Source organism: Streptomyces sparsus (assembly GCF_054776295.1).
The window spans coordinates 1-20,192 of the sequence record NZ_BAAHCA010000019.1 but is presented as its reverse complement, the minus strand read 5'-3'; the positions used below and the strand labels follow the sequence as shown (position 1 = coordinate 20,192).

Below are 20,192 nucleotides of genomic sequence, written 5' to 3'. Positions count from 1 at the left end.
GGCCGCCGGGCGGGGGCGGGGCGCCGGAGTGGTGGCTGGCGCTTCGGCGCCGGGTGGGGCCGCGGTGCCACGTGCTCGACAGGTCCTGAGGCCACCTCCCGGCAGCGGACGCCGCCAGTGGCTCCCGGCTGTGGCGCAGGCCTACGGTGTGACGTCGGCCGGTCGAGCCGCCCTCACCGGTGCCCTCGCCCGTGCGCTTCCTCGGCCAACTGCCGCAGTTGCTGGGCTGCGAGGTCCACCGCGAGGGCCTCCGCCAGTTCGGTGGTGACGTACCAGGTGTGGCCGGTCAGGTCCTGGTGGCCGCCGCGGTGCGCGCGATCGAGCACACACGCGAAACGGTCCGCACAGGTGGGCGGCAACTGGAGCCACGCCGGGCGTCGCGCGCCGCAGGCGCCGTCCCGCACCGTCATCGCGCACCGCCGGAACCGCCCTGCTGGGCGAGCTGGAGCCAGGCCCCGCACAGGCCGCCCGTGACGGCGACGACGGCCAGCACGGGCAGGCCCGTGCTCAGGAAGGCCGTCCAGGCATGCTCCAGAACGTCTTTGATCACCGAGTGCCCCCCACCTGCACGCCGTGGATGCTCCACGGGCCCACGTCCACCCCGTCGAGCGCAAGCGCCAGTGCCGCGCGGCGCTCCGCCTGCTCATGGGCCAACACGTACGGACGCACCATCACGGTTGCATCGCCGTCGATGACATCCCGGTGCCGACCGCCTGCCGCACCTCCACGCCCCGCCCGCCGCCCCGTCGTGCACGGCGGGCGCGCCGGACGCGGGGAGGGCGGTGCGGGTGCCGGGCGGGCCGGGGCCGCCGCGCTGTACGGGCGGCGCGGTGAGCAGCGACACCGGGCCCCTCGGCGGCAGCAGTGGCCGACTTGTACGAATGTTCGCCACCAGATGACGAGACGGAGGACGATGCTCACGTCGGCCTGCTTTCTCAGGTCGGCCAGGCCCCCGGACGGCTTCCACCCGTCGCGGGGGTACTTGCCGCCCAGCCTTCGCCTTCCTCGATCGTGCTCACCAGTTGACTGCTGTTGACTACGCTGGGTGTCAACAGTCAACGGCTGCCGGGAGATTCGCGTGAACGACTTCGCCGCCGGCGCGCGCGCTGCCCTCGAGGCCCACGGCATGACCATGCGAGGTGCCGCCCGTGCGCTCAAGTACGACGTTGCGTACCTCTCGCGCGTCCTGAACGGGAAGCAGGCACCGTCCCCCCAGCTGGTCGCGGCGCTGGACCGGTTGCTGGGCACGGGCGGTGAGCTGGCGCGGCTCACCCCCGACGACCACGAGCGGATGGCCCACGGAGTGGCGCACCCCGCGCGCATCGACGCCGAGACGGTGCAGGCCTTCGCCGGGGTACTGGCCGCTCAACGCCGCCTCGACGACGCGGTTCCCGCCACCGCGATGCTTCCGGTCGCCGCCGTCCAGTGGGAGACCGTGGAACAGCTGGCCCGGGACGCCCGCGGACCGCACGCCCCAGGGCTGCATCGGGTGGCCGCGGAATGGGTCCAGTTCATGGGGTGGCTGCACGCCGAGGCGCGGAACGACGCGGAGGCCGCGCGGTGGCTCACCGAGGCCGAAGACCGTGCCGACGACGTCAACGACGGTGTACTCGCCGCTCAGGCCGCCAACTTCAAGGGCTACCTCGCCCGCCAGCAACGACGTCCACGTGCCGTCCTGCGCTGGTTCCTCACCGCCTACCACACCCCGGGTGCCGCACCACTGCAGCGAGTCGGTGATGCCGTGCAGGCCGCGCACGGTTACGCGTTGCTCGGGGAGCGCGAGCACGCGAGGCGACTGCTGGGGAAGGCCGGCGACCTCGCCGACGCCGCCGGGGACACCGCGCCGCCGGGTACGGCGTACTGGCTGACGCCGACGTTCTCCCGCATGGGAATCGGCTTGGCCCATCTCGCCCTGGGCGACCACACGGACGCCAAGGCGAACCTCCGAGCCGGGCTTGCCGGGCTGCCTCCGGACCAGCGCACAGCCGAGTGGACACAGGAGTACCGGCACGCCCTGGCGCAGGCCGAGGCCGCGGGCTGAAAGTGCTCGCCTCCCCGGCCCGAACGGCTCGCTGAGTAGTGCGGCGGAAGGGGAAAGGAGAAAGAAACCGGGGCTTCGATGCCGGCGACGCCCTCATTCGATGCATCGGCGGGCGGGTTCGACCGGTTCACGGTCCTGGTGACGAGAGTGTGATGCCGTTGTTCCCGGCACCGTCCTTCCCCGCGAAGTGCCGGCGGCGCTGCAGATGCCGCATCGGGGCCTTCGTCGACATTCGCCAGACACCCATGGTCGTGGTAGGTGGGAGTGCCGACGATATGGATGAACTGCAATTAGGGGTCGCTGCAGTAAGGGTGCGGTTCGGTGTCGAATATCTCCCCGTTGCTCTTCGCTGCGTACGGGGCTTATTTCGTGTAGCTGGTGACGTCGTTGATGAAAACTTCAGGCTCGCCAACGGTTCGCGTATATCCTGAGATGTCGACTTCGCTGGACTCCTTCCTTGTTAGTCCAGGTTCAATGTTCTGGATGTAGAAGGTCTGGGCATACACCGAAGTTCCACCACTGCTGACAGCGACATCGATACCGTAGGTCAGTTTCTTTTCTGTGGTGTTGCTCGCGGTGACAACGAGGTTGATCTTCGGCCCCTCCACCGTCGCCGCGACCTTGACTTCGCCGAGCGTGACGGTCTTGGTCTTTCCGTCATAGGTGACGACCGGAGTCGGATCCGGATTCGGCGTGACGGTCTGCGCTGGCGATCTGGTGGCGGCATCCGGTGACGCTTCGGAGGTGATCGTGCATCCGGAAGACAACATCAGCACGGGCAGTACGGCGTAAAGAGTACATTTGATTCGCATACGAGCCTCCCATGGGTGGGAGGACGTTATCATCACGGTGCCGCCGTCCATCAAAGCCATGGTGCGAAGAGTGTGAAATCGCGACATGTGAACTTTCGGCACGGAGTCAGATCGCTGAGCGCGATCCGATTCTTCTCTGTTTTCCACAGGCGTCCTGTCGGCGTGTGCGATCACCCACATCGATGATCACGTGAACGCTGTTCACAACGGAGGGGAACAGGACGGCGAGTGGAAGAGGCGTTCCATCTGCTCCGGAGCCGTGCCGGTACTGCCGGTATCCGTAACGAGGTGGTCCTCTGGGATATCGACGACCTCGGCCAGGAGGATCGTGACCGACTCACCTGACTGCGAACACGCCGTGGACCCGCCATCTCCTTGGTAGGGCCCTTCGGGCTGAGCGTTGTCACGAGTGTGCTCGCAGCCTCCGACCCCCGCCGCTGGACCCACTCCGCACCGCCCTCCCCGCATGGACTTCGCCACAAAGCGTTCGCTGCTGTGACTCGCCCTTGGGGATCGCGCTAGCGTTCTCCTGCGTCGGGGGGACCGAGGGGCACGGGGGACAGCGTGGAGTTGACGGAGTACATAGCGGGCGTGCGTGCCGGGACAACGGAACCGGCTGTCCTGCTCGGGGAGTTCAGACGCTCGGCGGTTGTCGCGCCTGTGATGGACGGCGGTTTCATGTCCGCGACGCTGGGCGGCATCCGGTGGCTGTACGCCTTCACCGACGAGCAGGCGTACGCCCGGTTCACGTCCGCGCGCGGAGACGCGCCCGGAGCCGAGCCGGAGTATCGGGAGATCCTCGGCGCCCGTCTCCTGGACGTGGTGGTGCCGGCGTTGGAGGTGCCCGCGGGGGTGGCACTCAACGTGGCCGACGAGCACGGCTCGATGCTGTTCCCGCCCGTGCACGGCACCGTGCCCGACGCGGCGGCGGTGGACCTGACCGAAGCGGCAGCCGCCGACCGGCCCGGGGGCGGCCCGGCAGCCGCCGGACCGTCCGGAGGCACCTCCTGGGATGACGCGTCGGGCGCGGCCCGGTGAGCGGCGGCGAGGGCGACCTCGACATCAGCGCCGAAGCGGTCTCCCAGATCACCAACGGGTTGCGCGGCGCGATGGACGAACTGGCCGACATCGGCGGCGTCACCGGCTCCCGCCAGGGCGCCGGCGTCGGCGAGTTGGCGCTGACGACGATGGAGGCCGGCGGCAGCGACGTGGCGGACGCCTTCGACGGGTTCTGCGACCGCTGGGAGTGGGGTGTGCGCGGCCTGATCCAGGACGCGAACCAGCTCGCCAGGCGGCTCGGCCTGGCGGCGGGCCTGACCTGGGAGGAGGACCGCTACCGCGCCGGGACCTTCAAGATCGTCGCCAACGCCGTCTCCCCGACCGGCAATCCCCACCTCACCGAGGAGGAGATCGAGAAGCAGGGCTGGCAGGAACTCCTCACCCCAGACGCGCCGGACTACAGCGCCGAGTCGCGGGAGCAGGCCGCGGAGGACATCAAACAGGCCTGGAAGGACACCGGGGAACCGCAGCTCGGCATCCGCGGCACGCAGGGAGACCAGGGCTGATGGGCATCGGGGACCTGCTCGGACCTGCCGGCGACTGGATCGACAAGGGCCAGGAGAAGGTCGGCGGCCTCGTCGAGGACGCCGGCGACTGGACCGCCGACCGCGCCGAGGACGTCGGCTGGGACAGCGGCGCGGACTGGATACGCGACAAGTCGAAGTCGACGGCCAACCGGCTCGGCGCGGACGTCGCAGAGTTGCAGCTCGGCCAGACCGAGGAGCCCAAGAAGCTGGTCCACGGCAGCCCGTCGAAGCTGCGCGCCACGGCCGGTCATCTCGACGACCTCAAGACGTCGTTCAACAGCGTCGGCACGGGACTGAAGTCCCTGGACTCCTCACGTCTCAAGGGGCAGGCGGCCGACGCGTTCCGGGAGAAGGTCTCGGTCGAGCCGAAGAAGTGGTTCAAGGCGGCCGACGCCTGCGAGAAGGCCGCCGGGGCCCTGCGGGACTTCGCGGGAACGGTGGAGTGGGCACAGGGCCGGGCCAAGGAGGCGCTGGCGAAGTACAACAGGGGCGTCAAGGCGTCCGAAGCCGCGCGCACCGCCCACAACGAGGCGGTGGACACCTACAACGACGCGGTGGACAAGTACAACGGCACCGCCGCCGACAAGCGCGACCCGGCCGACCTGCCGAGGAAACCGGGAGCCTTCAAGGACCCCGGCACGGCCGACATCGAAGCCGCCGAGCAGATGCTCGCCGAGGCGCGCACGCAGCGCGACAGCGCCCAGCGGACCGCGGCGGCCACGCTGCGCGCCGCACGCGACGAGGCACCGCCGAAGCCGTCCTACGCCGAGCAGGTGGAGGACGGCGTCGTCGGGCTGAAACTGGACGCCGACCACGTGGGCGGCGGACTGCTGAAGGGCACCGCGAGCATCGTCTCGTTCGCCCGCAGCATGAACATGCTCGACCCCTACAACCTCACCCACCCGGCCGAGTACGCCACGAACCTCAACAGCACCGCCACCGGCCTCGTGCAGTTGGCCAAGGACCCGATGCCCGCGCTCCAGGGCGCCTGGGAGGCGTTCGACCGGGACCGGTCGGAGGGCATCGGCCGGATCGCCCCGGAACTGATCGGCCCGAAGGGCGCCGGGCTGCCGCGCAGACTCGCGAAGACCCCGGGTGACGTGCCGACCGGAGCCGGCCGCCGGGACCTGGACCGCAACGGCGGTGAGACGCACGCGAAGAGGGACGACAACAGGTCGACCCAGGGCACCGACCCGGTCGACCTGGCGACGGGCAGGATGTTCCTGCCCCAGACCGACGTGGCGCTGCCGGGCGCCCTGCCGCTGTCGTTCGTGCGCCGGGTCGAGTCCGGCTACCGCTCGGGGCGCTGGTTCGGCCCGTCCTGGTCCAGCACCGCCGACCAGCGGCTGGAGGTCGACGCCAAGGGTGTCGTCTTCGTCTCCGAGGACGGACGGCTGCTGGCCTTCCCGCACCCGGCGCCCGGAGTGCCCACCGAGCCCACGCACGGGTCGCGCATGCTGCTGGAGCGCACCGACCAGGGCGACTACACGCTGACCGACCCGGAGACGGGCGTGGTGCGGCTGTTCGCCGGCCCGCAGAGCGGCGCGGACGGGGCCGCCCTGCTGGAGGGGCTGTACGACCGCAACGGCAACACCGTCTCCTTCGAGTACGCCGCCGACGGCACCCCGCTCGCCGTCGCCCACTCGGGCGGCTACCGGCTGCGCGTCACCACCGCCGAGGGGCGCATCACCGCCCTGCACCTGGCCGGCGCCGCCCCGGACGGCGGCGACCAGGAGCTCGTCCGCTACGGCTACACCGACGGCGACCTCACCTCGGTCACCAACTCGTCCGGCCTGCCGCTGCGGTTCGAGTACGACGACGAGCAGCGCGTCATCGCCTGGACCGACACCAACCACCGCCGCTACGACTACGTCTACGACAACAACGACCGCTGCATCGCCGAAGGCGGCACCGAAGGACACCTCGCCGTCCGGCTGGCCTACGACGAACGCGACGACCGCACCGGCCACCGCGTCACGACGCTCACCACCGCTTCGGGGCACAGCACCCGGCACCTCATCGACGAGCACGGCAACGTCGTCGCCGTCACCGACCCGCTGGGCCACACCACCCGCACCCGGCAGGACCGCCGCGGCCGGCCGCTGGAACGCACCGACGCACTCGGCCGCACCACGCACTACACGTGGGACGAGCAGGGACACCTCACCCGGGCCACCCGCCCCGACGGCCGGTCCGTCACGTTCGACGTCAACGCCCTCGGCCTGCCCGAAGCCGTCACCGACGTCGAAGGACGCCGCTGGCAGTACACCTACGACGAGCGCGGAAACCGCGTCACCGCCACCGACCCGGCCGGGTCGGTCACCCGCTACGCCCACGACGGGTCCGGCAACCTCACCTCCGTCACCGACCCGCTCGGCGCCGTCACCCGTGTGCGATGCGACGCCGCCGGACTGCCGGTCGAGATCACCGATCCGCTCGGCGGCGTGACGGGCTACGAACGCGACCGCTTCGGCCGCGTCACCACGATCACCGACCCCACGGGCGCCGCCACGCACCTGTCGTGGAACGTCGAGGGCAAGCCGCTCTCCCGCACCGCCCCCGACGGCACGCGGGAACGGTGGACCTACGACGGCGAGGGCAACTGCCTCACCCACACCGACCAGCACGGCGGCACCACCACCTTCGAGTACACCCACTTCGACCAGCTCGCCGCCCGCACCGGCCCCGACGGCGTCCGCTACACCTTCGACCACGACGCCGAACTGCGCCTCACCCGCGTCACCGACCCGCAGGGCCTCACCTGGGACTACACCTACGACCCCAGCGGCCGGCTGACCGCCGAGAGCGACTTCGACGACCGCACCCTCACCTACGAGCATGACCCCGTCGGCCGCCTCACCGCCCGCACCAACCCGCTCGGGCAGACCGTCACCCTCACCCACGGCCTGCTCGACGAAGTGCAGCGCACCGACGCCGACGGCGCCGTCACCACCTACACCTACGACATCGCCGGACGCCTGCTCGGCGCGGCCAACAACGACGGCGAACTCGTCCACCACCGCGACCGGGCCGGCCGGCTCAAGGCGGAGACCAGCAACGGCCGCACCACGTCCTTCGGTTACGACCCGCTCGGCCGCCGCACCCGACGCGTCACCCCGATGGGCGCCGTCACCACCTACACCCACGACGCGGCGGGTCGCCGCACCGGCATGACCGTCGCCGGCCGCCGGGTCGACTTCTCCCTCGACGCGGTCGGCCGCCACACCGGCCGCCGCATCGGCACCGGACTTGCCCTGGACCAGCAGTGGGACCCGGCAGGCCGCCTCACCGAGCAGACCGCGCTCGGCGGCCCCGACGCCCACCTGCTGACCCGCCGCACCTACCACTGGCGTGCGGACGGCTACCTCACCGGCATCGACGACACCGGGGAGTCGGCGGGCACCGGCTCACGCCGCTTCACCCTCGACCCGGCAGGCCGCGTCACCGCCGTGCACGCGGACGGCTGGACCGAGTCCTACGCCTACGACGAGGCCGGCAACCAGGCCCACGCCACCTGGCCCGACACCCACCCCGGCACCGAGGCCACCGGTCCCCGCACCTACACCGGCACCCGCATCACCGGCGCCGGCCGCGTCCGCTACACCTACGACGCCGCCGGCCGCCTCACCCGGCGCACCAGGACCCGGCTGTCCCGCAAACCCGACACCTGGCACTACACCTACGACGCCCACGACCGCCTCACCCACGTCACCACCCCGGACGGAACCCGATGGCGCTACCGCTACGACCCGCTGGGCCGCCGCACCGCCAAGCAACGCCTGGGCGGCGACGACGGTGAGACCGTCGTGGAGGAGGTGCAGTTCACCTGGGACGGTGCCACGCTGGTCGAACAGACCACCACCGGCCCCGACCTGCCGCACCCCGTCACCCTCACCTGGGACCACCACGGCCTCCACCCCCTCACCCAGACCGAGCGCCTCACCGACGCCACCACCCAGGCCGAGATCGACTCCCGCTTCTTCGCGATCGTCACCGACCTCGTCGGCACCCCCACCCATCTCGTCGACGAGACCGGCCGCACCGCGTGGCACACCCGCACCACCCTGTGGGGCGCCACGACGTGGAACCGCGACGCCACCGCCCACACTCCGCTGCGTTTCCCCGGCCAGTACCACGACCCCGAAACCGGCGGCCTCCACTACAACCACTTCCGCCACTACGACCCCGAAACCGCCCGCTACACCACCCCCGACCCCCTCGGCCTCGCCCCGGCCCCCAACCCTGCGACCTACGTCCACAACCCGCTCACATGGACGGACCCGCTGGGGTTGGCGCCGGACTGTGAAGAGTGGAGACGGGGGCCCGAAGGGCCGGCCAATAGCGCAAATGGCGAAAGACTAAAAGAACAACTGCGCGAGGAGGCAGGGCCAGTTGGTTCCATTCAGGGTATTGAGGACATTATGGATTCTCCGCAAATCCTAGCTGGCGGTGTCAAGCCAGAGGAAGTGAGAGGAGCCCTGGTGTATGCGCCTGGGTGGCGAGAGGAAACTTTGGGGCGAGGCGGACATGCAGGTCAGGGATGGGTTCTGCGTGAATATAATGATCGCGGTGATCCAACGGGACGTATGCTGCGATGGCACCCTGGGGGCGGCCATCATGGAAGTGCCCCATACTGGCGCGTCAAAGGATACGAGGGAGACCTGGGAGGAGTGCTGCATTGAGTAAAGGGAGCGAAGGATTTTCCTTCGCCGAAGAGCTACTTTCTATCATTGAGATTCTCGGTGCGAATTCCGAAAGGCAGATTAACTATTGCCGACTCCTGGGGGTGGGTATAGATGAGCTTGCCTTGGAGTTTGACGATATCTATCGAACCGCCGCTGCTCTTGAGCGTGTTGGGTCAATCCCAGAGGGCGTGGTCGCACAGCTTTCTGCTATTGATGGTTTCTTTGAAGGTATGACTGTTTCAGAAACAAATGTATGGACCGAGGATGCTGTCAAACATTCCCCCATTTGGGAGGAAGTGAGAAGTGCGGCGAGACTCGCAGAAGTGGCGGTGCGTAGGCTGTTGAGCGCTATGAATCCTTAGCAAAAGGAGAAGAATGCGTGCTCCTCGTCGAGCTCGCAGAAGCAGTTTTTGGTTCTGGGGCTTGAGAGATCAGGTTGATGTGCTGCCCGCACGCAAGTTGTTCTTCTGCGTAGGAGACTCACTCCCGCTTCTTCGCGATCGTCACCGACCTCGTCGGCGCCCCACCCACCTCGTCGACGAGACCGGCCGCACCGCGTGGCACACCCGCACCACCCTGTGGGGCACCACGACGTGGAACCGCGACGCCACCGCCCACACCGCGCTGTGTTTCCCTGGTCACGACCCCGAAACCGGCGGCCTCCACTACCTACGTCGAAAATCATTCCTATCTGCCGCCTGATGAATTCATCGACGCCGTACTCGGGTCGGTGTGAACGCTTACGGGCTGAGCGGATGGTGATTGGCCTGATTGACGTCCACTGGAAGTTAAATGTGTCACATCGGCAGGGCGATCCAAGCTGGGGGTGAGGGACCGCATCGGCGTGGCCTTTGTGGGTTCTTTCTGCTTCCCAGGGGCGAGTCACGGTAGGTGGTTAGAAGTGTACGGAAAAAATCTGCGCATGGAATTGCAAAATTCCGAATATGGCAGTATTCGGTCAACCACTCAGTCCTGTTGCTCCGCAGCGTGCATCCGCAACTCTCCACCAGGGTCGACGTGTTTTTCTGACAGTGGCGCGTATTGATCTCGACGTATCCTTCAAGTCGCTGGAGATTCACCGCCTGTCAGCGGCGGAGGTGCGGCCGACCGGGCGGCCTGCTCGATCTTCGCGCGGTGGGCTGCACGGGCATCCTCGTCGATCTGCTGCTCGTGTTCGGCGCGCAGCCCGGTCCGGCCGTCGAGGCCCTCGCGCAGGATGTCGGCGTGCCCGGCATGCCGGACGGTCTCGCTGAGGACATGGGTCATGACAGCGAACAGGTTCGTGTGGGCGTAAGGCTCCGGCCACCACGGCACGTGGCCGGGAGCGTCGAGGGGAAGCTCTTTGATCGTCGCGTCCGAGTGTTCCCACGTGCGCCGGTAGAACCCGATGATCTGATCGCGGGTCTCGTCCTCGGCCGCCCACTGATCGCTGCCGTCCGAGTCCTGCCACCGGGACAGCGGTTTTGGGGAAGGGCGGTCGAAGACCTCGCCGAAGTACCTGGCCTCGACCAGAGCCACGTGTTTGACCAGGCCGAGGAGGTTGGTCCCGGTCGCTGTCAAAGGTCGGCGGGCGTCGTACTCGGACAAGCCGTCGAGTTTCCAGAGCAGCGCCTTGCGGTCCCGCCGCAATCTCCCGTGCAGGTTGTCTTTCGCGAATTCATCGATCATGCGGCATGAGCCTGCCATGGGCTGCCAGTAGTTTCGAGTAGAAGGCCAAGAGGTATGCCGTGGGCCCGGGGGCGGCGGGCGGCTGGTGCCGGAGGCGGTGCTGTGCCGCCGCACAGACTGCCGGAGTGTGTCAGGTCGGCCAGCCGCCCGTTGTGGTGCGCTGCGTGGCGGGTGGTCAGGCGCGGGGCAGGGAGACGGCAACGGCCTGTGGTGCGGGTCGGCGAAGGTATCGCCGACCCGCACCACAGGCCGCATTGCGCAGACGGGCGGGCTGAAGTCCCTCAGGCCAGGTCCATGCCGCCGTCCAGGGTGATGATCTGGCCGGTGATGAGGGCGCCTGCGGGTTCGGCGAGGCGGGTGATCCAGGGGGTGATGTCGTCGACCTCGCCGACGGCGCCGAGCGGGATGTCGGCCTTGGCATGCTCGAAGAGGCCGTTGACCTGCTCCTCGGTGAGGCCGTTCGCCGCGTAGGCCTCGGTCTTGACGAAGCCGGGTGCGACGGCGTTGACGCGGACGCCGCGGGACGCCAGTTCGGCCGCCCAGGTGCGGGTCAGGCTGTGGATGCCGGCCTTGCTCGCCGCGTAGGCGGAACCGCCCGGGGTGGGGTTGTGGCCGGCGCGGCTGGAGACGAGCACGATGCTGCCGCCGGGGGTGCGCAGCGCCGGGAGCAGGCGAGCGGTGAGCAGCATCGGGCCGATGAGGTTGATGTCCATGACCTCGCGCACGGTCGTCGCGTCCATCGCGTCGAGCGGGCTGAAGCGGAACACGCCGGCGTTGTGGACGAGCACGTCGAGTGTGCCGCCGCACTCCTCGACGGCGGCCGCCACGGCCTCCGTGCCCTCCACTTCGGTGACGTCGGCGGTGACCGGGCGTACCGCCGGGTGCAGGGCGGCGACCTCGGCGAGGCGTTCGGGGCGGCGGCCGGTGACGATGACGTGGGCGGCACCCTGGTCGGCGAAGGCCAGCGCGGCGGCCCGGCCTATGCCGGTGCCACCTCCGGTGACGACCACGGTCTGTTCCGCGAACGGCTTGTCCGACATGGCGGTTCTCCTCAGGTAAGGGGCGGTGGAGCCGAGAGGTGGCTGTGGAGCCGGGAGCTGGTGGTAGCGGGTAGGGGCCGGCGGGCGGGGTCGTGGCGGCGCTGCCCGCCGGGCGCCCCGCCGGGGTCGGTCACGGGCCGATGGCGTCGACAGGGTCGATGCGGACGTCGCGGGTGTCGGCGTCGGCTGCGGTGAAGGCGAGCAGCGCCGCGCCCTCCGCTTCCAGCGCGGAGCGCGCGGCGCGGTCCAGGGGGGCGAAGGGCTCGACGACGAGGGTGGCGCTGTCGCGCTGGCGGTCGACGCGCCAGGTGCCGTGCACGAAGCCGTCCACGAGGATGGTGGCGCGGATCAGACCGTTGCGGGTGAAGACGCGCTGCTGCTGCTCCTTGGTGAGGATGCGGCTGCGGTCGGCGTGCGAGAGCAGGATGTTGTCGAAGTCGGGCAGGTAGCGCACGGGTGCCGGGGTGTCCGGGTCGGGCAGCGGCCCGTCCGGCACGTCGTACAGCTCGTTGCCGAAGGCGTCCCGGTACACACGCAGTTGGGGCCGCAGGCGCTTGAAGCAGGCGGCGAGCCGGGTCATGCCGGACCACGTCTGCACGTCCTTGACGGTGGCCGGGCCGAAGGCCGCAAGGTAGCGCAGCACCAGCTCGTCGGGGTCCGTCCCGGTGGCCGTGGCACGTCCCAGCCAGGCCTCGGCGCTGGTGTGCACCGCCTGGCCGCTCTCGCCCCACAGGCCGCGCGGCGGCACCTGCACCAGCGGTACCAGGGCCCGTACGGCGTTGGCCATGGCGAACTCGTCCTGGTCGGGCCAGCGTTCGGCGAGCCGGGTGCCGAGGCCGCCGAGGGCGAGCGGTTCCTTCTCCACGAGCCGCCGCCCGGCCGCGGCGACATCGGTCACGTCCAGCCCGGCCAGCTTCTTGCCGAAGGTGCTGGTCAGGGAGCGTTCCAGGGCGGCTTGCAGTACCGGACGCAGCCGCAGGCAGTCGTCGGCGGTGACGAGGTGGATGGTGCCGCGCATCATCACCAGCCGGACGGCCTGCCGGTTGCGGATCAGCTCGGACAGGTCCTCGGGTCGGAACGCGTCGAGCCTTGTCCACAGGCCCGTGTAGGGGGGCGCGGGCGCCTGGGCCTGCATGCCGACGAGGTGTTCCAGGGCGGCCGACGCGGACATCCGGGAGCGGGACAGCAGCAGTTGCCGTTCGAGCAGCGCCCGGTTGAGGGCGCGGCGGTCGAGCACGCTTTCCGGCGGGACGGCGGGGGACGGGGTGGTCACGATCACGTGGTCCTTCGCAACTGGACGGGCAGGTGGAGCAGATTGTGGTTGACGTCCCCGACGCGCCACCGCAGTTCGGCCTCGGGCACGGCGAGTCGTGCGTCGGGGAAGCGGCGGGTCAGCTCCTCCAGGACCACGGTCAGTTCGAGTCGGGCCAGTCCGGCGCCCAGGCAGCGGTGGATGCCGTGGCCGAAGGCCAGGTGCGGGTTGGGGGACCGCTGGAAGTCCGCCTGCTCGGGTGCGTCGAAGACGGCCGCGTCCCGGTTGGCGGAGGCGAAGGCGAGGAACACGGCGTCCCCGGCCGGTATGCGCACTCCGGCGACGGTGACGTCCTCGGTGGCGATCCGGGGCAGCCCGGACGTGTCGTCGGCGTTGAGGTTGACGCGGCGCAGCAGCTCCTCGACGGCCACCGGCACCTCCTCGGGGTGGGTGCCGAGGTGGCGCCACAGGGCCGGGTGGTCGGTGAGCAGGGTCAGCACGAAGTTGCCGATCTGGCCGGCGGTGGAGTCGTAGCCGGCGCCCAGCAGGGTGTAGCCGAGCCCGATCAACTCGCCCATGTCGAGGCGGTCCTCACCGGTCCGGGCGGTGATCAGCGCGGACAGCACGTCGTCGCCCGGCTGCTCCATGCGGGCGGCCACCAGGCCGGCGATGTACGCGCCGAGCTGGTCGCGGCCCTCGACGGCCTCCTCCTCGGGGCCGGAGACGTCCGCGAACTGCCGTACCCAGACCCGGAACCGGTCCCGGTCCTGTTCGGGTACGCCGAGCAGCTCCCCGATGACGGTCAGCGCCAGTGGGGACGCCAGCCGCTCCACCACGTCCACCGGTGTGCCGTCGGCGCCCTCCCGCTCGGCCCGGTCCAGCAGTTCGGTGACCAGCAGGCGGACCCGGGGGCGCATGCCCGCCACCCGCTCGGCGGAGAAGCCCAGTTCGACGAGGGCGCGCAGCCGCGTGTGGTCCGGCGGGTCGAGGGAGACGATCATCTCCGGCGGGGCCTGGAACAGTCCGCTGAACTTCGGCGCGTCCGGCGCGTAGCTGGCGGCCCGGCTGAACCGCTCGTCGTCGAGGACCGCTCGGATGTCGGCGTGCCGGGTGATCAGCCAGGCGTGGCCGCCGCCGGCCATGCGGACCCGGGCCACCGGCTCGCGGACGCGCAGCTCGGCGAAGACCGGCGACGGGCCGCGGTGGCTGGAGCCGGGGAACGGGTGGACGAGGACGTCCTCGGCGGTGGTCATGCGGGGCCTCCAACGGTCGGGGCGGCGGTGCGGGACGGGATCGACGTGCGGTCCGGGTGATGCGCGGCGGTGTCCCCGGGGCCGAAAAGGTGAAGCCCCGGAGAGCCGGCCGCCCCCGGGACGCGCGCCCGGCAGATCCCCGAACCCGGGCCCGGGCCTCGCGCCCCGGGAGGGCCGACCGGGGAGGGCCGACCGGGGACGGGTTGCCGTCAGCGCAGGGTTCGGAAGAACGAGCGCAGTTCGGACACCAGCAGGTCAGGCTGCTCCAGGGCGGGGAAGTGGCCGCCGCTCTCGTGGTCGGTCCACCTGCGCAGGTCCGAGAAGCGTCCCTCGCACCAGGCGCGCGGCATGCGGGCGTCCTTGGGGAACACCGAGCAGGCGGTCGGTACCGGCACCGGGCCGAGCGCCATCCTGTTGTGGCTCTCCCAGTAGATGCGGGCCGAGGACGCGCCGGTGCGGGCCAGCCAGGCCAGCGTGACCAGGTCGAGCAGCCGGTCCCGGTCGACGACCTTCTCCAGGTCGCCGTCGTGGTCGCTCCACGCCCAGTACTTCTCGACCATCCAGGCGAGTTGGGCGGCCGGCGAGTCGGTCAGCCCGTAGGCGAGGGTCTGCGGCCGGGTGGCCTGCACGGCCGAGTAGGCGCCCTCCTGCTGCTGGAACTCCTTCAGCGCGGCCAGCCCCGCCAGGTCGCGGGCGTCCAGCTCGACCTGCTCGGCCGGCGGACCGGCGAAGGGCATGGCCAGGTGGATGCCGATCAGCCGGTCGGCCACCGTCTCACCGAGCACGCCGGTCAGGAACGAGCCCCAGTCCACGCCGTGCGCCGCGAAGCGCTCGTAACCGAGGCGGCCCATCAGCTCCGCCCAGGCGGCGGCGGTGCGCTCCACCGTCCAGCCGGTGCTGGTGGGCTTGTCGCTGAGCGCGAAGCCGGGCAGGGACGGGCAGACGACGTGGAAGGCGTCAGCCGGGTCGCCGCCGTACGCGGCGGGGTCGGTGAGCGGCCCGAGCAGGTCGAGGAACTCCAGGACGGAGCCGGGCCAGCCGTGGCTGAGCAGCAGCGGTACGGCGTGCGGGTGCGGGGAGCGCACGTGCAGGAAGTGGATGCCGAGCCCGTCGATCTCGGTGCGGAACTGCGGCACGTCGTTGAGGCGCCGCTCGGCGGCCCGCCAGTCGTGGCGGTGCTGCCAGTGCTCGCACAGTTCCCGGAGGTAGGCGAGCGGCACGCCCTGCGACCAGTCGCCGACGGTCTCGGCGTCCGGCCAGCGGGTGCGGGCCAGCCGCTCCCGGAGGTCGCTGAGGTCCGCGTCGGGAAAGCCGAGCCGGAACGGGGTGACTGCCGGAGCCATGCGAGTTCCTCCTGCTGGGGTGGGGCGGTTGCTGGACGAGGTCGGGAGGCCGGCCCGCCACCCGCGGCGGAAGACGTGCCGCCTTCCGCCGGACCGCGTGCCGCCTTCGGGCCGCTCTGCCGCTGGTGCCTGCCGCTGGTGCCTGCCGCCCTCGGGACGTCGCCCCGCCGGTGGGGCCGGACGGAACGTGGCGTCCGGACGGCACGTGACGCGTGACGCTACGCCGCGCGGCTCGAATCGAGGTCGAGCAGGCCGGGGGCCGATCGAGCGGGCTTCCGGTGGCAGTCCAGAGCCGGGTGCCACCGTGCGGATGCCCTGACGAGGAGGAGCCAGCGATGAGCACAGACGCCCGACCGGGCAACGAGGGGACCGAGGAGACCTTCCCCTACGAGCGCAAATGCCCGTTCTCCGCACCCGAGCAGTACAAGCAGTTCGCCGCGGAGCCCGTGAAGCGCATACCGCTGCCGACGGGACTGCCGATCTGGGCCGTCACCGGCTACGAGAACATGCGCCAACTGCTCACCGACCCCCGCACCAGTGCCTCCCGCAAGGAGGCGAACTTCCCCTTCTACTTCGACGCCCCGCCGGAGTTCCGCACCGAGACCTCCTTCATCGGGTACGACCCGCCCGAGCACACCAAGACGCGCCGCAAGGCGGCGGTGACCTTCACCAACCGCCAGGTGCAGCGGCTGCGCCCCCGGATCGAGCAGATCGTCGAGGAGGCCATCGACGCGATGATCGAGCAGGGTCCGGGCGTGGACATGCACCACGCGCTGTCCCTTCCGGTGCCGATGACCGTCATCTGCCTGCTGCTCGGCATCCCCTACGAGGACCACGAGTTCTTCCAGGTCAACGGCACCACGCTGCTCGGCGGCACGGCCACCATGCAGGAGCGGCAGGCCGCGCTGGTGGACGTCAACAAGTACCTGTTCGGGCTGGTGGAGAAGAAGGAACGCGAGCCGGGCGACGACCTGATCAGCCGTGCCATCGCCGAGTACCGGGAGGCGGGGGAGAGCTACGAGGCCCGCGACCTGGTCAACCTGTGCCGGCTGCTGATGAACGGCGGCCACGAGACCACCGCCAGCATGATCTCGCTGGGCACGGCCTGCCTGCTGGAGCACCCCGACCAGCTGGCCCAGCTCAAGGCCGACCCGCAGCTGATCGGGCCCGCCGTGGAGGAACTGGTCCGCTACCTGACGATCGGCGACGCGGCCGTGCCCCGGGTCGCCACCGACGACATCGAGATCGGCGGCGCGACCATTCCCAAGGGCGAGGGCATTCTCTGCCTGGGCCTGACCGCCAACCGCGACCCGGAGATGTTCGAGAACCCCGACGAGCTGATCCTCAGCCGCGGCAACCGCCGGCACTTCGGCTTCGGGCACGGCGTGCACCACTGCATCGGTGCCGACCTCGCCCGGCTGGAACTGCAACTCGTGTGGGGCCGGCTGTTCGAGCGCATCCCGACGCTGCGCCTGGCCAAGCCCTTCGAGGAGATCCCCTCGAAGGAACGCGCCATCATCTACGGACTGTGGGGCCTGCCGGTCACCTGGGACGTGTGACGCCGTGACCGGGCCGCTCCTCGGGCTGAGGGTCGTCGAACTGGCGGCGATCGGGCCGGCGCCCTTCGCCTGCATGGTCCTCGCCGACCTCGGCGCGGACGTACTGCGCATCGACCGGGCCGACGGTCGCCGCTCCTTCCCGGAGTGGCACCGGGTGCTCGACCGCAACCGGCGGTCGAAGGCACTGGACCTGAAGGACACCGCCGGCGTCGCCGAACTGCTCGACCTGGTACGGGAAGCCGACGTACTGGTCGAGGGGTTCCGGCCGGGTGTCGCCGAGCGGCTCGGTGTCGGGCCCGAGGAGTGCCGGGAGGTGAACCCGCGGCTCGTCTACGCCCGCATGACGGGCTGGGGGCAGCACGGGCCGCTCGCCGACACCCCCGGCCACGACATCAACTACCTCGCTCTGTCCGGGGCGTTGGACACGATCGGGCCGCGCGGCGGGCCACCCGTGCCACCGGTGAACCTGCTCGGTGACTTCGGCGGCGGTGGCATGTTCCTCGTCGCCGGGGTGCTCGCCGCCCTGTTCGACCGCGCGCACACCGGGCTCGGGCAGGTGGTGGACGCGGCGATCGTGGACGGCGCCGGCGCCATGCTGGGCATGCTCACGGCCATGGCCGACGCCGGGCAGTGGCGGCCCGAGCGCGGCAGCAACCTGCTGGACGGCGGCGCGCCCTTCTACCGCTGCTACCGCTGCGCGGACGGCCGCCACGTCGCGGTCGGCGCGCTGGAGCCGCGCTTCTACGACGAACTGCTGCACGGTCTGGGGCTGCGACCCGAGCAGCTGCCCGACCGGGACGACCCGGCCAACTGGCCCGCGCTGGAGGCGGAGTTCGCCGCGGTCTTCGCCCGGCGCGACCGGGACACCTGGGCGGAGCTGTTCGCGTCCACCCAGGCCTGCGTGACGCCGGTGCTCAGCGTCGACGAAGCCGCCGAGCACCCGCACCACCAGGCACGCAGAAGCGGTCCCGCCACTGCCGCCCCGCGCTTCAGCGGCTGCCCGCCCCGCTTCAGCGGCGCTCCACCACGCTTCCAGCGGGCGGCGTCATGATGCCTGTCCCAGTGAGATCACTGTCCGCGCACGCGCGCACACATCCGAAGTCCCGTCCAGTGTCAGAGAGGTAAACCCATGGCTATTTCGTCGGAGCAGGCTCCGTCCGTGGAGACGGAGGTGCAGGGCACAAAAACGGGGACGGACAACTCGACCGACACGGCACCGGTCAACCCGCTGCGGTGGGCGGCGCTGCTGGTGCTGCTCATCTCGGCCTTCATGGACCTCCTCGACGGCACGATCGCCAACGTCGCGGGGCCGTCCATGCAGCGCGAGCTGGGCGCCGGGTACTCCGCCATCCAGTGGGTGCTGGTCGGCTACCAGCTGGCGTTCGCACTGCTGCTGATCCTCGGTGGCAGGCTCGGTGACATCTACGGCCGCAAGAAGGTCTTCCTGATCGGCGTGGTCGGCTTCACCGTCGCCTCTCTGACCGCCGGCCTCGCGCAGGAGCCGTGGCAGCTCGTCGCCTCCCGCGTGCTCCAGGGCGCCTTCGCCGGTGTCATGGTGCCGCAGGTGCTGTCGATCATCCACGTCACCTTCACCGCGAAGGAGCGCGGCACGGCCTTCGCCCTGCACGGCCTGGTCGGCGGCCTCGCCGCCACGCTCGGTCTGGCGCTCGGCGGCCTGATGGTGCAGTGGAACCTGTTCGGCCTCGACTGGCGGCTGATCTTCCTCGTCAACGTGCCCGTCGGCCTCTTCGCGCTGCTCTACGGCTCCAAGGTCATCACCGAGTCGAAGGCGCCGCAGGCGCTGCGGCTGGACACCACCGGTGTGCTGCTCGCCACCGTCGGTCTGGTCATGCTGGTCTTCCCGCTGCTCCAGGGCCGCGAGCTGGGCTGGCCGACGCTGGGCTTCGTGTCCATGGCCGGTTCGGTACTGGTCCTGACCGGCTTCGTGATGTGGCAGCGCCACAAGACGCAGAAGGACGGCTCGCCGCTGGTGGAGCTCGGGCTGTTCCGCACCCGCAGCTTCTCGTCCGGCCTCGCCGTGAACCTGATCTTCTACATCGGCATGGGCATGTTCGTCATCGGATGGACGCTGTACATGCAGATCGGCCAGGGCTGGTCGCCGATGCGGGCGGGCCTGACCAGCCTTCCGTTCTGTGTCGGTGCCTTCATGACCGCCACCACGTCGGTGATGATCCTGGTGCCGAAGTTCGGCCGCAAGGCGATGCAGATCGGTGCGCTCGTGCTGATCGCCGGCCTGGGCTACTACATCTGGGTCGCCGGCCACTACGGCAGCGACGTCACCTCCTGGAACCTGGCCCTGCCGCTGTTCCTGATCGGCCTCGGCTTCGGAACGGTCGCCACGCCGCTGCCCCTGATCGTCACCTCCGAGGTGCCGCACAAGGACGCCGGCTCCGCGTCCGGGCTGGTCAACACCAACACCCAGCTGGGCTTCGCCATCGGCGGTGCCCTGGTGAGCGTGGTGTTCTTCGGTGGGCTCGCCGGCAACGCCGGTGCCGCCGTCGACGGCCAGGTGCCGGAGTTGCGCAAGGAACTGGTCGCCACCGCCGAGCTGTCACCGGGCGAGGCCGACCGGGCCATCGCGACGCACCGCACCTGTGCGGTGGACCGTGCCAAGGAGAAGGAGGCCAGCGTCGTGCCGCCGAGCTGCACCGCGCCGGAGCTGCGGGACGAGCAGGTGGCCGAGGTCCTGGCCGACTACTCGCAGGAGGCCACCGGTGTCTCCTTCGCGAAGAGCTTCCAGACCCTGATGTACGTGTTCATCGGCATCACGGTGGTGGTGTTCTTCCTGATGTTCACCATCCCGCGCCGCCTCAAGGAGGAGAACCCGGAGGCCACCGAGGGGGAACCGGCGGCCTCTGTCTGACGGCGGCGCCTGCGTCACCGGCAGCACCGCAACGACAGCGGGGGCCGGGCAGCACCTGGGGGTGCTGCC

16 protein-coding genes and 1 pseudogene are annotated in these 20,192 nt (G+C 70.3%); 9 read left to right on the top strand and 8 right to left on the bottom strand.

The features are described from left to right. Positions 1-173: 173 nt before the first annotated feature. Together ACYVE9_RS03025 and ACYVE9_RS03020 are read right to left on the bottom strand one after the other, a co-directional pair. Entirely contained in the window at positions 174-410 is a 237-nt protein-coding gene (locus tag ACYVE9_RS03025; protein WP_461026120.1) for a hypothetical protein, read from the bottom strand. Next, a complete protein-coding gene (locus tag ACYVE9_RS03020) occupies positions 407-550 on the bottom strand; it encodes a hypothetical protein (protein WP_461026119.1) in 144 nt (47 codons plus the stop codon). Before ACYVE9_RS03020 ends, ACYVE9_RS03025 begins: the two co-directional genes overlap by 4 nt. A gap of 528 nt (positions 551-1,078) precedes the next feature. Here ACYVE9_RS03020 and ACYVE9_RS03015 point away from each other — a divergent pair. Continuing rightward, positions 1,079-2,041, top strand: a complete 963-nt coding sequence (locus tag ACYVE9_RS03015; protein ID WP_461026118.1) for a helix-turn-helix domain-containing protein — start codon at positions 1,079-1,081, stop codon at positions 2,039-2,041. Positions 2,042-2,403: 362 nt separating this feature from the next. Here ACYVE9_RS03015 and ACYVE9_RS03010 read toward each other — a convergent pair whose 3' ends face one another. Next, positions 2,404-2,913 (bottom strand): hypothetical protein, encoded by a 510-nt coding sequence (locus ACYVE9_RS03010; protein ID WP_461026117.1) that lies wholly within the window; start codon positions 2,911-2,913, stop codon positions 2,404-2,406. Between the two features lie 618 nt (positions 2,914-3,531). On the opposite strand from ACYVE9_RS03010, the gene ACYVE9_RS03005 reads away from it, so the two are divergent. From ACYVE9_RS03005 to ACYVE9_RS02985, 5 genes and pseudogenes are all read left to right on the top strand, one after another. Next, entirely contained in the window at positions 3,532-3,891 is a 360-nt protein-coding gene (locus ACYVE9_RS03005; protein ID WP_461026116.1) for an SseB family protein, read from the top strand. Beyond that, on the top strand, positions 3,888-4,418 hold the full coding sequence (locus ACYVE9_RS03000; protein ID WP_461026115.1) for a hypothetical protein: 531 nt from the start codon (positions 3,888-3,890) through the stop codon (positions 4,416-4,418). The genes ACYVE9_RS03005 and ACYVE9_RS03000 overlap by 4 nt, the downstream gene beginning before the upstream one ends. Further along, the gene (locus ACYVE9_RS02995; protein WP_461026114.1) at positions 4,418-9,121 is read left to right on the top strand and encodes a putative T7SS-secreted protein; all 4,704 of its coding nucleotides are present in this window, start codon (positions 4,418-4,420) and stop codon (positions 9,119-9,121) included. Before ACYVE9_RS03000 ends, ACYVE9_RS02995 begins: the two co-directional genes overlap by 1 nt. Next, on the top strand, positions 9,118-9,486 hold the full coding sequence (locus ACYVE9_RS02990; protein ID WP_461026113.1) for a hypothetical protein: 369 nt from the start codon (positions 9,118-9,120) through the stop codon (positions 9,484-9,486). The genes ACYVE9_RS02995 and ACYVE9_RS02990 overlap by 4 nt, the downstream gene beginning before the upstream one ends. 125 nt (positions 9,487-9,611) lie before the next feature. Beyond that, positions 9,612-9,793 (top strand): annotated as a pseudogene (locus ACYVE9_RS02985) (RHS domain-containing protein); the annotation flags it as partial. Positions 9,794-10,183: 390 nt separating this feature from the next. Here the strand turns inward: ACYVE9_RS02985 and ACYVE9_RS02980 are convergent. The 5 genes from ACYVE9_RS02980 to ACYVE9_RS02960 all read right to left on the bottom strand — a co-directional run bounded on the left by ACYVE9_RS02980 (position 10,184) and on the right by ACYVE9_RS02960 (position 15,680). Further along, a complete protein-coding gene (locus tag ACYVE9_RS02980; RefSeq protein ID WP_461026112.1) occupies positions 10,184-10,792 on the bottom strand; it encodes a DinB family protein in 609 nt (202 codons plus the stop codon). A gap of 281 nt (positions 10,793-11,073) precedes the next feature. After that, complete coding sequence (locus tag ACYVE9_RS02975; protein WP_461026111.1) at positions 11,074-11,832, bottom strand: SDR family NAD(P)-dependent oxidoreductase; 759 nt, start codon at positions 11,830-11,832, stop codon at positions 11,074-11,076. Positions 11,833-11,962: 130 nt separating this feature from the next. Further along, positions 11,963-13,105, bottom strand: coding sequence for a winged helix DNA-binding domain-containing protein (locus ACYVE9_RS02970; RefSeq protein ID WP_461026110.1), 1,143 nt, complete (start codon positions 13,103-13,105; stop codon positions 11,963-11,965). Positions 13,106-13,107: 2 nt separating this feature from the next. Beyond that, positions 13,108-14,337: a cytochrome P450 gene (locus ACYVE9_RS02965; RefSeq protein WP_461026109.1), complete on the bottom strand. Its 1,230-nt coding sequence runs from the start codon at positions 14,335-14,337 to the stop codon at positions 13,108-13,110. 209 nt (positions 14,338-14,546) lie between these two features. Then, positions 14,547-15,680 carry an epoxide hydrolase family protein gene (locus ACYVE9_RS02960; protein WP_461026108.1) on the bottom strand — a complete coding sequence of 378 codons (1,134 nt, stop codon included), beginning with the start codon at positions 15,678-15,680 and terminating at the stop codon, positions 14,547-14,549. A 335-nt stretch (positions 15,681-16,015) separates the two neighbouring features. Between ACYVE9_RS02960 and ACYVE9_RS02955 the strand changes: the two genes are divergently transcribed. The 3 genes from ACYVE9_RS02955 (at position 16,016) to ACYVE9_RS02945 (ending at position 20,123) form a co-directional block, all read left to right on the top strand. Then, a complete protein-coding gene (locus tag ACYVE9_RS02955; RefSeq protein ID WP_461026107.1) occupies positions 16,016-17,239 on the top strand; it encodes a cytochrome P450 in 1,224 nt (407 codons plus the stop codon). A 4-nt stretch (positions 17,240-17,243) separates the two neighbouring features. Then, positions 17,244-18,290 (top strand): CaiB/BaiF CoA transferase family protein, encoded by a 1,047-nt coding sequence (locus ACYVE9_RS02950; RefSeq protein WP_461026106.1) that lies wholly within the window; start codon positions 17,244-17,246, stop codon positions 18,288-18,290. A 78-nt stretch (positions 18,291-18,368) separates the two neighbouring features. Beyond that, a complete protein-coding gene (locus tag ACYVE9_RS02945) occupies positions 18,369-20,123 on the top strand; it encodes an MFS transporter (RefSeq protein WP_461026105.1) in 1,755 nt (584 codons plus the stop codon). Positions 20,124-20,192: the final 69 nt, after the last annotated feature.

What these genes read in the sequence shown, in the direction of transcription:
- ACYVE9_RS02980 (WP_461026112.1), bottom strand. Translation starts at nt 10,792, where the DNA reads ATGATCGATGAATTCGCGAAAGACAACCTGCACGGGAGATTGCGGCGG.
- ACYVE9_RS03025 (WP_461026120.1), bottom strand. Translation starts at nt 410, where the DNA reads ATGACGGTGCGGGACGGCGCCTGCGGCGCGCGACGCCCGGCGTGGCTC.
- ACYVE9_RS02965 (WP_461026109.1), bottom strand. Translation starts at nt 14,337, where the DNA reads ATGACCACCGCCGAGGACGTCCTCGTCCACCCGTTCCCCGGCTCCAGC.
- ACYVE9_RS02945 (WP_461026105.1), top strand. Translation starts at nt 18,369, where the DNA reads ATGGCTATTTCGTCGGAGCAGGCTCCGTCCGTGGAGACGGAGGTGCAG.
- ACYVE9_RS03005 (WP_461026116.1), top strand. Translation starts at nt 3,532, where the DNA reads ATGTCCGCGACGCTGGGCGGCATCCGGTGGCTGTACGCCTTCACCGAC.
- ACYVE9_RS03010 (WP_461026117.1), bottom strand. Translation starts at nt 2,913, where the DNA reads ATGGCTTTGATGGACGGCGGCACCGTGATGATAACGTCCTCCCACCCA.
- ACYVE9_RS02995 (WP_461026114.1), top strand. Translation starts at nt 4,418, where the DNA reads ATGGGCATCGGGGACCTGCTCGGACCTGCCGGCGACTGGATCGACAAG.
- ACYVE9_RS02975 (WP_461026111.1), bottom strand. Translation starts at nt 11,832, where the DNA reads ATGTCGGACAAGCCGTTCGCGGAACAGACCGTGGTCGTCACCGGAGGT.
- ACYVE9_RS02955 (WP_461026107.1), top strand. Translation starts at nt 16,016, where the DNA reads ATGAGCACAGACGCCCGACCGGGCAACGAGGGGACCGAGGAGACCTTC.
- ACYVE9_RS02960 (WP_461026108.1), bottom strand. Translation starts at nt 15,680, where the DNA reads ATGGCTCCGGCAGTCACCCCGTTCCGGCTCGGCTTTCCCGACGCGGAC.